This is a genomic window from Nocardia paucivorans NBRC 100373 (genome assembly GCF_000308675.1).
Classification (GTDB): Bacteria; Actinomycetota; Actinomycetes; order Mycobacteriales; family Mycobacteriaceae; genus Nocardia; species Nocardia paucivorans.
The window spans coordinates 100,186-115,311 of sequence record NZ_BAGE01000046.1; the positions used below are offsets into that span (position 1 = coordinate 100,186).

General features: G+C 65.1%; 13 protein-coding genes. 3 read left to right on the forward strand and 10 right to left on the reverse strand.

Annotated elements, in window-relative coordinates:
• Positions 1 to 181: 181 nt before the first annotated feature.
• The 3 genes from ON32_RS16235 (at position 182) to bluB (ending at position 3,719) form a co-directional block, all read left to right on the forward strand.
• On the forward strand, positions 182 to 1,585 hold the full coding sequence (locus tag ON32_RS16235; RefSeq protein WP_051133323.1) for a fatty acid desaturase family protein: 1,404 nt from the start codon (positions 182 to 184) through the stop codon (positions 1,583 to 1,585).
• A gap of 129 nt (positions 1,586 to 1,714) precedes the next feature.
• Positions 1,715 to 2,980: a fatty acid desaturase family protein gene (locus ON32_RS16240; protein WP_040791771.1), complete on the forward strand. Its 1,266-nt coding sequence runs from the start codon at positions 1,715 to 1,717 to the stop codon at positions 2,978 to 2,980.
• A 118-nt stretch (positions 2,981 to 3,098) separates the two neighbouring features.
• On the forward strand, positions 3,099 to 3,719 hold the full coding sequence (gene bluB, locus ON32_RS16245) for a 5,6-dimethylbenzimidazole synthase (protein WP_040791944.1): 621 nt from the start codon (positions 3,099 to 3,101) through the stop codon (positions 3,717 to 3,719).
• A 90-nt stretch (positions 3,720 to 3,809) separates the two neighbouring features.
• Here bluB and hpf read toward each other — a convergent pair whose 3' ends face one another.
• The 10 genes from hpf to ON32_RS16295 form a co-directional block, all read right to left on the reverse strand.
• The gene (gene hpf / locus ON32_RS16250) at positions 3,810 to 4,472 is read right to left on the reverse strand and encodes a ribosome hibernation-promoting factor, HPF/YfiA family (protein ID WP_040791945.1); all 663 of its coding nucleotides are present in this window, start codon (positions 4,470 to 4,472) and stop codon (positions 3,810 to 3,812) included.
• A 240-nt stretch (positions 4,473 to 4,712) separates the two neighbouring features.
• Positions 4,713 to 5,360, reverse strand: a complete 648-nt coding sequence (locus ON32_RS16255; RefSeq protein WP_040791772.1) for a ComF family protein — start codon at positions 5,358 to 5,360, stop codon at positions 4,713 to 4,715.
• 101 nt (positions 5,361 to 5,461) lie between these two features.
• A complete protein-coding gene (gene lpqB / locus ON32_RS16260; protein ID WP_051133324.1) occupies positions 5,462 to 7,279 on the reverse strand; it encodes an MtrAB system accessory lipoprotein LpqB in 1,818 nt (605 codons plus the stop codon).
• Positions 7,276 to 9,159, reverse strand: a complete 1,884-nt coding sequence (gene mtrB, locus ON32_RS16265; RefSeq protein WP_373284313.1) for an MtrAB system histidine kinase MtrB — start codon at positions 9,157 to 9,159, stop codon at positions 7,276 to 7,278. Before mtrB ends, lpqB begins: the two co-directional genes overlap by 4 nt.
• Before the next feature lie 145 nt (positions 9,160 to 9,304).
• On the reverse strand, positions 9,305 to 9,982 hold the full coding sequence (mtrA, locus tag ON32_RS16270; protein WP_040791773.1) for an MtrAB system response regulator MtrA: 678 nt from the start codon (positions 9,980 to 9,982) through the stop codon (positions 9,305 to 9,307).
• 191 nt (positions 9,983 to 10,173) lie between these two features.
• Positions 10,174 to 10,827, reverse strand: coding sequence for a dTMP kinase (locus ON32_RS16275; RefSeq protein ID WP_040791774.1), 654 nt, complete (start codon positions 10,825 to 10,827; stop codon positions 10,174 to 10,176).
• A 224-nt stretch (positions 10,828 to 11,051) separates the two neighbouring features.
• Positions 11,052 to 12,533 (reverse strand): adenosylhomocysteinase, encoded by a 1,482-nt coding sequence (gene ahcY, locus ON32_RS16280; RefSeq protein WP_040791775.1) that lies wholly within the window; start codon positions 12,531 to 12,533, stop codon positions 11,052 to 11,054.
• Positions 12,534 to 12,854: 321 nt separating this feature from the next.
• Positions 12,855 to 14,012: an alkane 1-monooxygenase gene (locus ON32_RS16285; protein WP_040791776.1), complete on the reverse strand. Its 1,158-nt coding sequence runs from the start codon at positions 14,010 to 14,012 to the stop codon at positions 12,855 to 12,857.
• 231 nt (positions 14,013 to 14,243) lie between these two features.
• Positions 14,244 to 14,864 (reverse strand): TetR/AcrR family transcriptional regulator, encoded by a 621-nt coding sequence (locus ON32_RS16290; RefSeq protein ID WP_040791948.1) that lies wholly within the window; start codon positions 14,862 to 14,864, stop codon positions 14,244 to 14,246.
• 40 nt (positions 14,865 to 14,904) lie between these two features.
• A complete protein-coding gene (locus ON32_RS16295; RefSeq protein ID WP_040791777.1) occupies positions 14,905 to 15,087 on the reverse strand; it encodes a rubredoxin in 183 nt (60 codons plus the stop codon).
• Positions 15,088 to 15,126 lie beyond the last annotated feature (39 nt).

The window sequence follows — 15,126 nt, forward strand, 5'->3', positions numbered from 1 at the left end:
TCGACGGCCACCCACCCGACACGTTTGACCGGTAGGCTCGGAGGTAATCCGAGAGCAGCTCGCGGGATCGTACCGGATGCCGGAGCCTGCCGCTATCCGGGCCGACGGGCCTCGTACCGATTCGGATCCTCCTGAGTCCCGTATTCCGCACAGATGCATTCCGCCGACAGAAGGGACGCCGGTGGCCATCACCGATATCAGAGCGTTCGCTCACCTCACCGATGCCGATGTCGAGACGCTGGGTCGGGAGCTCGATGCCATCCGCCGCTCGGTGGAGACATCACTGGGAGAGCGCGACGCGCGCTATATCCGACGTACCATCGCCGCGCAGCGCGGTCTCGAACTGGCCGGGCGGGCGATTCTGTTCGGCAGCCGCAAACGGTGGGCCTGGTTGACCGGGACAGCGCTGCTGTCGGTCGCCAAGATCATCGAGAACATGGAGCTCGGGCACAATATCAGCCACGGCCAGTGGGACTGGATGAACGACCCGGAAATCCACTCCAGCACCTGGGAGTGGGATATGACCGGCCCCTCGACGCAGTGGCGGCGAGCGCACAACTATTCCCACCACACCTACACCAATGTGCTGGGCAAGGACGAGGACCTCGGGTTCGGCATCCTGCGCATGACCCGGGACGAGCGGTGGCGGCCCGTGCACCTGCTGCAACCGGCGGCGAATTTGATTCTGGCGGCAACCTTCGAGTGGGGTATCGCGCTCCACGACTGGAGCATCGAGAAGCAGCTCGCCGGTGTCCCGCCGTGGCAGATCGGTTCGGAGCCGAACAAACAGTTCGCCCGTAAGGTCGGCCGCCAGGTGGCCAAGGATTTCCTGATCTACCCGGCGCTCACCGGACGAGCGTTCAAGTCCACCCTGAAGGCCAACGCCACCGCGAATCTGATCCGCAATCTCTGGGCCTATGCGGTGATCTTCTGCGGACACTTTCCCGACGGGGCCGAGAAGTTCACCATCGAACAGCTCGAGGACGAAACCCAGGGTGAGTGGTACCTGCGGCAGATGCTGGGCAGCGCCAATTTCGAGGCCGGTCCCGGTATGGCCTTCATGAGTGGCAATCTCTGCTACCAGATCGAACATCATCTGTTTCCCGATCTGCCCAGCAATCGGTACCCGGAGATTGCCGCACGGGTGCGGGAACTGTGCGATAAATACGATCTGCCCTACACCACCGGTTCACTGGGCCGGCAATATCTACTCGCCTTCCGCACCATCCACAAGCTCGCCCTGCCCGACCGGTTTCTGCGTCGCACCGCCGACGACGCCCCGGAGACCTCGTCGGAACGCAAATTCGCCTCTCTCGCGGAATGGGCCGGTTCGGACCAGCGCCCCTGGGGCGTAGACCCGGAGACCGGACAACGCCGCGGACTGCGCTCGGCCCTGCACGAGGCGAAGATCGTGCTGGGGGACAAGGCCCGCCAGGAGAAAAAGCATTTGCGCGAGGCCAAACAGGCTCTGAAAGAGAAGGCTCGACTGGAAAAGGAACTGCGCAAACTTCGGCGCCGCCGCCGTGCCGAGGCGATTTCGTTCACCGCCGGCCATATCGGTCCGGATCCGATGGTGTCGCGCTGACGGAGAACCATCCGATATCGCGGCCGATCGATATCACCCCATACCCCGCTTCACAATAGGGCATAGGACACATTTTCCGGCCGCGTTCCGGCAACCTACGGTGACGTAACTTACGGTAGGGTAGCCCCCATGGCGATCTCGGATATCAAGGAATACGCGCATCTCACCGCGGCAGATGTGGAAGCCCTCGGTGCGGAGTTCGACGCGATCCGTCGGGAGATCGAGTCCTCACGCGGCGAGCGGGACGCCCGCTACATCCGCGCCGTGATCCGTTTGCAACGCGCCCTGGAAATCGGTGGTCGTGCCGTGCTTTTCGCCAGTTTCGCGCCCCCGGCCTGGTTTGCCGGCGTGGCCCTGCTGAGCACTGCCAAGATCATCGAGAACATGGAGATCGGGCACAATGTGATGCACGGGCAATGGGACTGGATGAACGACCCGGAAATCCACTCCAGTCACTGGGAATGGGACAATGCCGGCCCGTCCAAGCATTGGAAGCACACTCACAACTACTTGCACCACAAGTACACCAATGTGCTCGGCATGGACGACGATATCGGCTACGGGCTGCTGCGGGTGACCCGCGACCAGCGTTGGAAGCCGTTCAATCTGGGCAATCCGCTCTACAACCTGATCCTGCAATCGCTGTTCGAATACGGCGTGGCGATCCAGCATCTGGAATTGGGCAAACTCTTCGCGGGCCGGTACAAGCCGGGCACCCCGGAACGTGCCGAGTTCGAGCGCAAACGCGACGAGGTATTGGCCAAGATCAAGAAGCAGGCGCTCAAGGACTACGTACTCTTCCCGCTGCTCACCGGCCCCGCGTTCTTCCACACCCTGACCGCGAATCTCACGGCGAACATCATCCGAAACGTTTGGTCCAATGCCGTGATCTTCTGCGGTCACTTCCCGGACGGCGCCGAGAAATTCACCAAGGCCGATATCGATAACGAGACCCAGGCGGAGTGGTATCTGCGGCAGATGCTGGGCAGCGCCAATATCTCCGGGGGACGGCTCATGCACTTCATGACCGGTAACCTCAGCCACCAGATCGAACACCATCTGTTCCCCGATCTGCCGAGCAACCGATACGCCGAGATCGCGGTGAAGGTGCGCGCGCTGTGCGATAAATACGATCTGCCCTACACCACCGGTTCGCTGCCGGTGCAGTACTTCAAGGCGTGGCGGACAATCCTGAAACTGTCCCTCCCGAACAAGTACCTGCGCGCCACCGCCGATGACGCCCCGGAGACCGCCTCCGAACGCAGGTTCGGAGGCAAGACGACCGCCGCCGTGGACCCGGTCACCGGACGCCGCCGCGGACTGCGCACCGCCTTGGCCGAACGCCGCCGTCGGTTCGCCCGGCGGACCCGGGCCGCCTTGGCAGGCGCTGTCTGACAGCGACACGGATCGGTGCTCGTCCGGCGGGGCGGGCACCGTTCGGTCACGGACCGGCGGAGAGCTGTCCGTGACCGACGGGTCACATGGTTCACTGACAGCTGTGTGTGCCCCGGAAATGAGCGTCTACGAAGCGATCCGAACCCGCCGGGACGTACGGGCTGAATTCAGCGGACAGCTCGTCGACGACACCGTGCTCCTGCGCATTCTGACGGCCGCGCACCGGGCACCGAGTGTCGGGAACTCACAACCGTGGGATTTCGTCGTGGTGCGCGATCCGCGGACACTGCGGACCTTCGCGAAACACGTGGCGGACAAACGACGCGAATTCGCCGACTCGCTGCCACCGGACCGGGCCGCCGCATTCGATCCGATCAAGATCGAAGGTATCGAGGAGAGCGGCACCGGCATCGTCGTCACCCATGACGACTCCCGTGGCGGCCCACATGTGCTCGGCCGGGCCTCGATTCCCGAAACCGGGCTCTACTCCACGATTCTCGCGATCCAGAATCTCTGGCTGGCCGCCACCGCGGAGGGCATCGGCGTCGGCTGGGTGTCGTTCTATGATCCGCCGGTGCTGTCCGAGTTGGTCGGCCTACCGGCCCATATCCGCCCCGTGGCGTGGCTGTGTGTGGGGCCCGTGACGGAGTTCCAACAGGTTCCCGACCTGGAGCGGTTCGGCTGGCGGAATCGGCGACCGGTCGACGAGGCGGTGCACTACGAGGTCTACCGCGGTTGATACCGCCGAACGGCGCCGAAGGACCCACCGGCCCCATAACCACCCATGCCGGCCGGCGCATACACGCGCCGGCCGGCATGGGGTAACGGATCAGGCCAGTCTGATCAATCCGTAATCGAAAGCGTGACGTCGATACACCACCGACGGCCTATCCGTTTCCTTGTCCTGGAACAGGAAGAAATCATGGCCGACGAGCTCCATCTGATACAACGCATCGTCCACGGTCATCGGCGTCGCCGGGTGAACCTTGGTGCGCACGATATGACCGGGACCTTCGTACTCCTCATAGGAGGAGGTCTCCTGACGTGAGTGATCGTGGGCTTCACCGCCCTGATCGGGCAGAATCTCGTCGACCAGTTCGGCCGTGGCCTCGGCGACCGAGACCGGGGTCTTCTCCCCGTAGTGCACCCGGCGCCGATCCTTGGTTCGACGCAGCCTGCTCTCCAGTTTGTCGGTCACCGCTTCGAAGGCGGCATAGAAACTGTCCGCACAGGCCTCGGCCCGGACCACCGGTCCCTTTCCTCGGGCCGTGATCTCCACTCGCTGACAGTTCTTGCGTTGTCGACGATTCCGTTCATGGAACAGCTCGACGTCGAACAAGAAGATCGAAGGATCGAAGCGCTCCAATCGTGACAATTTATCCGAAACATAGACTCGGAAATGGTCGGGCACCTCGACGTTACGGCCCTTGACCACAATATCCGCGCGGGTCCGACGGGGCCGTTCCGTGGCTTGTTCGAGCTGGTCGTCCAGCTGCGTGGTGTCTGCCTTACGCACTGAAGGTCGTGAAGAAATCGTCACGCGTACCTCCTGGATCTGGCCGCACCCAAAACGCGTGCGGCGGGATTGATCGGTACCGGCCAAACGGCTGCATTCGAGAGCCGGCCGGCACTAGTTGTCCAGGCCCACCTCCAAACTCCCGGTCCGGGTGTGTGTCCGCGACGCTAGTACGCCGAACGGCGCTTCGCCACCGTTCACGCAAATTTTCCGAAGTCAAGTCGCACAGGACACCAGTACGCCATCGACATGGGTTCCGACACGCGACAGGGCATGTATCGAAACGGCGGCGGTGGTCCCGGTCGTCAGAACATCGTCAACCAATACGACCTGGGCATATGTCGGTATATGCGGCATCGGAACAGCGGTGATCCGCCCCCGTAGATTCTGGCAGCGTCGCTGCGCGGACAATCCCGCCGAATCACGGACCCCCCACCACAATCGCAGACCGGGCGCCACCTGGCAACCGCTCAGCCAATGCGGCTCCAACCGCCGCGCTGCCACTCGCGTCATCCGCAGCACCGGGTCGCCACCGCGCCGCCGTGCCGCCGCCGAACGGGTGGGAGCCGGGATCAGCACCAGCGGACGGTCGGGTACACACAGCCGGGCCAAGCCGTTCGCCAGCGCCGCACCGAGTGGATCGGCCAGATCCCGGCGCCCACGTTCCTTGGCCGACAACACCGCCTGTCGAGCCGGGCCACGATAGCGCCCCAACGCCCAGCACGGAACCCCCGGATCGATCCGCGGCCACACCCGCAGCGGCGGACCCGCCAGACTCGCCGCGCACTCACCACACCATCCGGTTCCGGAACGTCCGCAGCCGGCACAGAGCACCGGCAGCACCAGATCGAGTAATGTCCGCATCGCCCGAGTGTGCCCGCCCGCACCGACACGACCGTCCCGCACCGCTGAACGGAACCGGTGAAACGGTGGGCCGGGACCCGGGTGAGCGAGCCGGGCGCGACTCAGCCGGGCAGCACCGGCACCGCGTCCTCGCCCAGCCCCGGCACCTCACGCCAGTACGGCTCACCACCATCCGGCGAAGTCGTATATTCCAGTACCGCACGGGAATCGGCGACATACTGGTGGTCCGGTGACGCGGCGACCACCCGCACCGGCGGAGTCAGATTACGACCGGTCAGTGACGACATCGAGGAGCCGTCGATCTTGACCGTCCGCACCGGATCGACATTGCCCTCGGCGGCGATGATCAGGGTGTCGTCGCTGAACCAGTCCACCGAGACCGCCGGAGAACTCAACTCCACCGCCACCTGAAGCGGTGCGGTCAATACGTATTCACTGTCCGATCGGCGCGACGCGACCGCCACATACACCTTGCCGTCGGCGATCACCGCCACCCGCGCACCGTGGCGGGAGACCTGCAGATCGGTGATGGGTCCCCGAAGCTCTTCCCCGGAGACACCCGTGGTCGACAATTCGGCGACATCCACATCCTGTACCGAAACATTCCCGGTGCTGCGATCGGTGATGGCTCGGATCACCCGCTGCCCGTCGACCACCGCCCAGGCGGCGGTTCCGTCGCTCGTCCACGAGGGGGTGCCGATGCTGTTGCCCTCGGCGACCGGGAAGGCGTTACCGCCGTAGCTGCCGACCATCAGGACACGCTGCGGTTCCGGTGGCGGCCGGCCCGTGTCGGCGACGCCGGCGACCAGCTGGCCGTCCGGGGACAGCGCCACCGATTGCAGGTTGCGCACCGAACCGAAATAACCCGGGGCCGGTTCGACACCCCGCTCGCCCATACGCACCAGAGTTCCGTCGCGCAATGCATGCAACCCGACCCGGTCGTCCGGTCGAGCCGTCCCACCGAACCCGCCGAGGTCCGCCACCGTCCACCCGTTGGCGAACCGCTCGACCAGTGGTTTCCCATCGGCCAACAGGACATAGGGGCCCAGCACGTCGGCGGCGGACAGGGTGAGGACGACCTGCGCGGCGAGCAGCTCCCGATCTCGTTCGGACAGTCCGCCCGCCCCGGTGAGATCGATCCGCACCCCGCCGACGCCGACTCCCACCCCGACCGAATCGCCATTGGCCTTGGTGATCGACCCGCGTAGAGCGACCGGCGACGCCAGGTAATTGCGCACGGCCGGTGCGAGATACGGTTTGGGCCCCTGGAGCAGCATGGTGAGCAGACGTTCGGCCAGCCGATCCTGCGGCGTGGCGATCCAGCGCAGATCCGGGACCACATCGCCGAGTGTGTCCTGCCGGATGAAGTACAGCACCTGACGCCGGTACGCCTGGGTGAAGGCGCTCGATTCCACCACCACCCCGTCGGGCAGTTCGTCGATCCGCCATTCCCCGTCGATCCGGGTCATCTCGATCTTGTTCTCGATTATGCCGTCGGTGGCGTGGTAGGAACCATCCGAGGACAGCTCACCGACCTTCCGCGCGCGCAGTACGTATATCGCCTCGTTCTCATCCCGCGATTCGCGCAGGGTATCGACCTTCTCCACGATCACCGTGGAGGCCGAGTCGTCCCAGGTGGTCGCCGCGGCCTCGGTCATGTACTGGCGGGCGGCCACGTGCCGATCCGCTGGATCGGCACTGGCTCGCAGGAAATCCCGCAACAGCAGGTCGGGATCGCGTCCGGGCGTCGGCGGCGGGGGGCCTTCCGCGGCCGGTGCGGGGTTGATGGTGCCCAGGGCCTGCGGATCGGAGGATTCCGGCAGGCTGGCGCATCCGGCCGCGAGTACCACGGCCACCATCGCGACGGCCGCCGTGCTCAGTAACCGAAACCATCTCGAATGCCTGGGGGGCAAGGTCATGAGTGTTCGTCTCCGCGATCGGTGCGCACCGCTTCGTCGGTGTCCGACGGTACCGAGCCGGGATCGGCGGCCCCGCCGGTGGGATCGGTACCGGTCGGATCACCGGCCGCGCGCGCCGCACCCCGGGCGTCCGGGTCCGTCGCCGGGGCGGTCGGCTCCGTGGGGGACGCCGCCGAATCGGGCGCACCGGCGGACCGTTCGGATGTGGTGTCGTCGGCAAAGCCATTACCCGGTACCGCGGATACGGCGGTTGTACCCTTCGGGCCGGTCTCCGCGGATGTGCCCTCACTTGCCCCCTCGGTGGCTCCCCCACCCACCGGCACCGGCCGCCGCGGTGCCTTCTGGGTGCCCGGTTCCAGCGGCAGTGGGCTGGCGCCCATCTTGCGGCCGCGGACCAACGGCAGGGTCAACCGGAAACTGGCCCCGACACCGGGCCGGCCCCAGGCCTCGAGCTTGCCGTCGTGCAGGTGCGCATCCTCCACACTGATCGACAAACCGAGCCCGGTACCGCCCGAGCGTCGCATCCGCGACGGATCCGAACGCCAGAACCGGCTGAACACCAGCTTCTCCTCGCCGGGCCGCAAACCGACGCCCTGATCGCGTACCACCACCGCGACCACATTGGCCTCGGTGTCACCACGCATCCGGATCAGTACCGGTTTGCCCTCGCTGTGGTCGATCGCATTGGCGAGCAGGTTGCGCAGCACCCGCTCCACCCGGCGCGGATCGACCTCGGCGACCACCGGCTCCTCCGGCAGGTCGATGACCACCTCCACCCCGGCCTCCTTGGCCAGATGCCGCACCGTGGAGATCGCCGCTCGCACGCACATCCGCACATCCAGCGATTCCACCTGAAGTTCGGCCACGCCCGCGTCGTGTCGACTGATCTCGAGCAGATCGTTGAGCAATCCCTCGAAACGATCCAACTCGGTGACCAGCAATTCGGCGCTGCGGGCGAGCGCGGGATCCAGATCGTCACTGCTGCCGTGGATCAGATCGGCCGCCATGCGCACCGTGGTCAGCGGGGTGCGCAGTTCATGGCTGACATCGGAGGTGAACCGGCGCTGCAGATTGCCGAACTCCTCGAGCTGGGTGATCTGGTTGGACAGGCTCTCGGCCATCTCGTTGAAGGCCTTGGCCAGCCGCGCCATATCGTCGTCGCCGCGCACCAGCATGCGTTCTTTGAGCCGGCCGTCGGCGAACCGACCCGCGATCCGCGCCGCCGAACGAATCGGCAACACCACCTGGCGGGTCACCAGGGCCGTGATCGCGGCCAGCAGCACCAACAGCACCAGCCCACCGACCAGCATGGTGCCGCGCATCAGCGCCAGACTGCGTTCCTCGTTGGCCAACGGGAAGATCAGGTAGATCTCCAGCGTCGGCACCTCGGTGCTGGGACTGCCGATAATCAGCGCCCGACCGCGGTAACCGTCCGGTTCGTCGACCGTGGCGAACTGGTAGCTGACCTGGTTGCGCTCGACGAAACGGCGCAGTCCCTCGGGTACCTCCTGGATCGGGCCGACCGCGATCGCCCGTTGCGGTGTACCACCGACCATGCTCAGCGCCGAGTCGAAATTGCCCGCCGCACCGCCGGATCGGCCGGCGTCACTGCGATTGGACAGCGCGTCGCGGGCATCGGCGAGCCGCTGCTGCTGACTGCTGATATCGGTGACACCGGCCAGTCGGCTTTCCACCGTATTGCGGGCCCGGTCCATCTCCTCGACCGCGGCGCCGATCTTGGCATCCAGCAGACGATCGGTGATCTGACTCGTCAGGACGACCCCCAGGATCGTGATGACGATCAGCGACAGTGTCAACGTCGAGACGATGACCCGCAGCTGCAGCGAGCGCCGCCAGATCTGGCCCAGAGCGTTGCCCACGTTTTGGGCCCATTCCTTGGCCGACGCCGATATCTGCCGCAGTCCGGCAACTCCGACGCTCGATGCTCCGCTTTCCCGGGTCCCTCCTTCGTGGACAGACAAAGCTACCGCCTCCCGGCCCATCGCTCAGGCCGAAGCGGATCGATCACGGCGGTCCGGCCTTGTAGCCGACACCGCGGACGGTCAGTACGATCTCCGGGTTCTCCGGATCCTTCTCCACCTTCGCGCGTAGCCGCTGAACGTGGACGTTCACCAAACGGGTATCGGCGGCGTGCCGGTAGCCCCAGACCTGTTCGAGCAGCACCTCGCGGGTGAACACCTGCCGGGGCTTGCGGGCCAGCGCCACCAGGAGATCGAATTCGAGTGGCGTCAGGGAGATCTGCACGCCATCCCGCGTCACCTTGTGCGCGGGCACATCGATCACGATATCGGCGATGGTCAACAGCTCGGCGGGCTCTTCCTCGGTACGGCGCAGCCGAGCGCGCACCCGAGCGACGAGCTCCTTGGGTTTGAACGGTTTGACGATGTAGTCGTCGGCTCCCGATTCCAGACCGAGCACCACGTCGACGGTGTCGGTCTTGGCGGTGAGCATCACGATGGGTACGCCGGAGTCCGCGCGCAATACCCGGCACACATCGATACCGTTCATACCGGGCAGCATCAGGTCCAGCAGCACCAGATCGGGCCGGATCTCCCGGACCGCCGACAGGGCCTGCGTGCCGTCGCCGACCACGTGCGGGTCGAAACCCTCACCACGCAGGACGATGGTGAGCATCTCGGCGAGTGCCATATCGTCGTCGACGACCAGAATCTTCGGCTTCATGGTTACTATGTTGTCATCTCCCGGACTCAAAACGGGCCATCACGCCACATACTCGGCGCGTTCACGGATAATCCAACCTTAATCCAACAGTCGAGCGCCAGTCCGCACCCGGCCACGGCAAAAACAAAGGTTACGCCCACCCGCCCGCCATGACGGCGAAAACACCCGCACAACCGGGGACGAAGCGACGCCTATCCCTGTTGCGTCACGACCTCCGTCAACCGGGTGGCCAGAGTCTCGGGATCATCTCCCGGCGCACAAACCCACCAGGGACCGAACCACTCCCGTCGAGCGAGTTCTCGATATACCGCCGCGGTGCGCTGCTGTAGGGCGGCGTCGCGTTCATAGGCGTCCAATGCCCGCTCGGCGTCGAGTTCACCACGGCGGCGGGCGCGTTCGGCCGCCACCTCGACCGGAACGTCCAACAACACCTGCACCTGCGGGACGGGCAGCTCGAATCGTCCGAATTCCAATTCCCCCACCCAGGTCACGATCTCCGCATCGGCTCCCTCGCCCAGTCGCGCCGCGTTGTAGGCCGCGTTCGAGGCCACATACCGATCCAGCAGCACCAGATCGTTACCGGCCGCCGATTTCGCCAGCTCGTCTCGCGCCCCCGCACGATCCAGCGCGAACAACAGCGCCATGGCATTCACGGAATCGGCCAGGTCCCCGTGTGCCCCCCGTAGCGCCTCGGCCGCCAGATCCGCGTGCACGGACCGCCCGTATCGCGGAAACGCCAGTGTCCCCACCCGCAGGCCTCGCCGTTCGAGCACCCCCACCAGCCGGTCGATCAGCGTGCGTTTACCTGCCCCGTCCAGACCCTCCACCGCCACCAGCACACCCATACGGGCAGCATATTCGACGGCTTTCCCACCGATGCGACAGTGCCGCCGGCAGGCTTCTCCCCCAACCAACTGCCCGCTAACTGCCCGGGGTCGGACCGCACCGTCGTGCGCGTCCCGGGTTGCCGTCTCCGAGACGCCATGCCGAGGGCACAGGTCTCGGAGACGGCAACCCGGAATCCGAGGAGATCGCGGGCCCGCCCGCGCCCGGACACGGGCCGGGCGGCTCAGTAGCGGTAATGATCGGGCTTGTAGGGGCCCTCCACGTCCACACCGATGTATTCGGCCTGATCCTTGGTCAGCTTGGTGAGCGTGCCGCCGAGAGCCTCCACATGGATGCGGGCGACCTTCTCGTCCAGGTGCTTGGGCAGCCGGTACACCTCGTTGTCGTACTCGTCCGGCTTGGTCCACAGCTCGATCTGCGCGATCACCTGGTTGGAGAAGCTGTTGGACATCACGAACGACGGGTGTCCGGTGGCGTTGCCCAGGTTCAGCAGCCGGCCTTCCGACAGCACGATGATGGATTTCCCGGTATCACCGAAGGTCCACAGATCGACCTGCGGTTTGATGTTCAGCCTGGTCGCCCCGGACCGCTCCAGCGCGGCCATATCGATTTCGTTGTCGAAATGACCGATATTGCCGAGAATGGCCTGGTCCTTCATCGCCTTCATATGGTCGAGGGTGATGATGTCCTTGTTGCCGGTGGCGGTGATGACGATATCCGCGTCGCCGATGGCCTGTTCCACGGTGACCACGTCGTAGCCGTCCATCAGGGCCTGCAACGCGTTGATCGGGTCGATCTCGGTGACCTGCACCCGGGCACCCTGGCCGGAGAGAGACTCCGCGCAACCCTTGCCGACGTCCCCGTAGCCGCAGATGAGCGCCTTCTTACCGCCGATCAGGACATCGGTGCCGCGGTTGATGCCGTCGATGAGCGAATGCCGGGTGCCGTACTTGTTGTCGAATTTGCTCTTGGTGACCGAGTCGTTGACATTGATGGCGGGGAACACCAATTCTCCCGCGGCAGCGTACTGGTAGAGCCGCAGCACGCCGGTGGTGGTTTCCTCGGTGACCCCGCGCACCGATTCGGCGATCGCGGTCCACTTGCCCTTGTCGCTTTCGAACCGCTCGCGCAGCAGATTCAGGAACACGGTGTACTCGGCGGAGTGGTTCTCGTCGGGGGGCGGTACCACGCCGGCCTTCTCGAACTGGGCACCGCGCAGCACGAGCATGGTGGCATCACCACCGTCGTCGAGGATCATATTGGCGGGTTCATCCGGCCAGGTGAGCATCTGCTCGGCCGCCCACCAGTACTCCTCCAGGGTTTCGCCCTTCCACGCGAAGACCGGGACGCCCTGAGGCTCGTCGACCGTGCCGTGCGGTCCGACGACCACGGCCGCGGCGGCATGGTCCTGGGTGGAGAAGATATTGCAGGAGGCCCAGCGCACCTGCGCGCCGAGCGCGGTGAGGGTTTCGATCAGCACCGCGGTCTGCACGGTCATGTGCAGCGAACCGGAGATGCGCGCCCCCTTCAGCGGTTGCACCTCGGCGTATTCACGCCGCAGCGCCATGAGTCCGGGCATCTCGTGCTCGGCCAACCGGATCTCCTTGCGACCGAAATCGGCCAGCGACAGATCCGCCACCTTGTATTCGATGCCGTTGCGGACATCGACGGTCGGCAACGTGCCGGGAAGTTCTGAGGTAGTCATCAGTGTGGGTCAGCCTTCTCTCGGTATCGGTCTCGAGGAAAGGCTAGTCGCTGCCGGGCGGCGGCGGTGTGGCACCGCCGCCGCCCGGCATGGCGTCCCGCGTGGCGACCGATCCGCTCTCCGAAAGGCCCGGCCCGGCAATGCGATAACGCGCCGTGTTCTACGCCGCGAGGGCTGTGTTCTACGCCGTTCTACGCCGCGTTCTACGCCGTTCTACGCCGCGTTCTGCGCCGTTCTGCGCCGTTCTACGCCGCGAGGCCTGTTCTACGCCGCGAGGCCTGTTCTACGCCGCGAGGCCTGTTCTACGCCGCGAGGCCTGTTCTACGCCGCGAGGCCGTAGGTCTCCAGAATGCGGTCTCGTTTACCCGGGGCGATATTGGCCTTGGTGATATCGCCCTCGTAATGCTCGAGCAACCTCTTGTCCATAACGCGACGCCACAACGGCGGGATTATGGCGAGCACGATCATGCTCGCGTATCCGGCGGGCAACTGCGGTGCCTCCTCGCAACTGCGCAGGGTCTGATAGCGCCGACCCGGGTTGGCGTGATGGTCGCTGTGCCGCTGTAGGTGGAACAGGAAGATATTGGTAACCAGTCGGTCGCTGTTCCAACTGTCGCGAGGCGAACAGCGCCGATAACGACCGTCGGGCCGCTTCTCCCGCAGCAGGCCGTAGTGCTCGATGTAGTTGACCGTCTCCAGCAGTCCGGCTCCGATCACCGCCTGCAACACCAGGTACGGCAGAATGGTCCAGCCGAATGCCACCATCAGCCCGCCGAACAGCACCAATGTCATGGACCACGCCTGCAGGAGATGATTGCGCGGGGTCCACCAGCCCAACCCGTTCCGCTGCAGACGTTCCCGTTCCAATCGGATGGCGGAGACGAAACCGCCGTATGCGCTGCGCGGCAGGAACGCCCACAGCGATTCGCCGAGCCGGCCGCTGGCCGGGTCCTCCGGAGTGGCGACCCGGACGTGGTGGCCCCGGTTGTGTTCCACGAAGAAATGGCCGTATCCCGACTGGGCCAAGGCTATCTTGGCCAGCCAGCGTTCCAGACGCTCGACCCGGTGGCCGAGTTCGTGGGCGGCATTGATGCCGATTCCGGATACCAACCCCAGGGTGGTCGCCAAACCGATCTTGTCGACCACGCTCAGTTCATTACCTGCCCACATGTACGCCGCGATGATCAGACCGATGAGCTGGATGGGTAGGAACAGGTATGTGCACCAGCGGTAGTAGCGATCGTTGGACAGGATCTCGTAGTCCTCGTCACGTGGATTGCTGCCGTCGTCGCCGACCAGCACATCCAACAGCGGAATCACGCCCAACACGATGATCGGGCCGATCCACCAGAACACCTCGAGCCCGGTATGCAGCACCAGCTGGGAGGGTAACAACGCGCAACCCGGCGCGATGAGACCCAACACCCACAGGTGGCGTTTGGGGTCGGGCGAACCCGAGTATTTGCCAACCGTTTGCACATCAACCCCTATACAAGACCCGAACTCCAGCGCCGATCTATGATTCCAGACCGGACGCCAACTGACCTCTTGGGATGCCGACCACACTCGAGAACCACCCATACCGACCGCAGGCATGGTCGAACTCACGGCCGGTCCCACCCAGCGGCAAACACACCGCTACACGTCGTCAACGTTACTTTCTCACAAGAATATCGCGAGCCGGAACGCTCAACATTACAGTCTGCTAACTCAGCGCAATTCCCGAGCGGCGAGGATGGTCGTGACGAAGGGGGTGAACACCCGGCGGAGTTCGGCGGGCGCGTCGCGGCCCGGGGCGGGCGGAGTCGGAATGTAGCTGAGTGCGAGCCGGACCAGGGTGTGCGCGAGCACATCGGCCTCGTCCGGGCTCGCCGCCACCCAACTGTGTTGGAAGACCCGGGAAAGTCGGTCGGTGGCGTGATCTATCAGCGGCTCGGCGTCCAGGGTGATCAACCGCAACAGATCCGGTTTCGCCTCCCCCGTCACCAGCGAGCGCACCAGCGGGTCTACGGCGGCATCCCGGAAAAAAGCGGCCAGCCCCTCCTCCAATGCCGCCGCGGCATCGCCGGTGTGGGCCGCAATGGCGGAATCGACATGGTCGACCAGATCGGTGGCCAACCGCAGCGCGTACGCCTGGGCGAGACCACCGCGCGAACCGAACTCGTTGTAGAGGGTCTGCCGACTGACCCCGGCCGCGGTGGCCACATCACTGAGGGTGATCTTGGACCAGTCCCGGTCGAAGAGCAGTTCACGCATGGCGTCCAGGACGGCCGTACGCAGCAGTTCCCGCGCGGCCTCCTGATAGGGAATCCTGACTCCGTTGCGGGACATGTACGCGACACTGGCACGGTCGCCCGCCACAGTCAAAGCGCTACGACCGTTCGACCTCGACCATGAAGAAATCCGATTTCGCCGCCCCACAATCCGGGCAGCTCCAATCGTCGGGAATATCCTCCCATCGCGTACCGGGCGCGATACCGTCCTCCGGCCACCCTTCGGCCTCGTCGTATTCGAAGCCGCACTGTATGCACCGATAGAGCTTGTACTCGGTCATATTTCGAATCCTTCCCGTGTTCCCGATCTTCCCGATAGC

Excerpts from the sequence above, each read along its gene's own strand:
- ON32_RS16275 (WP_040791774.1), bottom strand. The coding sequence starts at position 10,827 with ATGGGTGTGCTGGTGGCGGTGGAGGGTCTGGACGGGGCAGGTAAACGC.
- mtrA (WP_040791773.1), bottom strand. The coding sequence starts at position 9,982 with ATGAAGCCGAAGATTCTGGTCGTCGACGACGATATGGCACTCGCCGAG.
- bluB (WP_040791944.1), top strand. The coding sequence starts at position 3,099 with ATGAGCGTCTACGAAGCGATCCGAACCCGCCGGGACGTACGGGCTGAA.
- ON32_RS16295 (WP_040791777.1), bottom strand. The coding sequence starts at position 15,087 with ATGACCGAGTACAAGCTCTATCGGTGCATACAGTGCGGCTTCGAATAC.
- ON32_RS16255 (WP_040791772.1), bottom strand. The coding sequence starts at position 5,360 with ATGCGGACATTACTCGATCTGGTGCTGCCGGTGCTCTGTGCCGGCTGC.
- lpqB (WP_051133324.1), bottom strand. The coding sequence starts at position 7,279 with ATGACCTTGCCCCCCAGGCATTCGAGATGGTTTCGGTTACTGAGCACG.
- ahcY (WP_040791775.1), bottom strand. The coding sequence starts at position 12,533 with ATGACTACCTCAGAACTTCCCGGCACGTTGCCGACCGTCGATGTCCGC.
- ON32_RS16290 (WP_040791948.1), bottom strand. The coding sequence starts at position 14,864 with ATGTCCCGCAACGGAGTCAGGATTCCCTATCAGGAGGCCGCGCGGGAA.
- ON32_RS16240 (WP_040791771.1), top strand. The coding sequence starts at position 1,715 with ATGGCGATCTCGGATATCAAGGAATACGCGCATCTCACCGCGGCAGAT.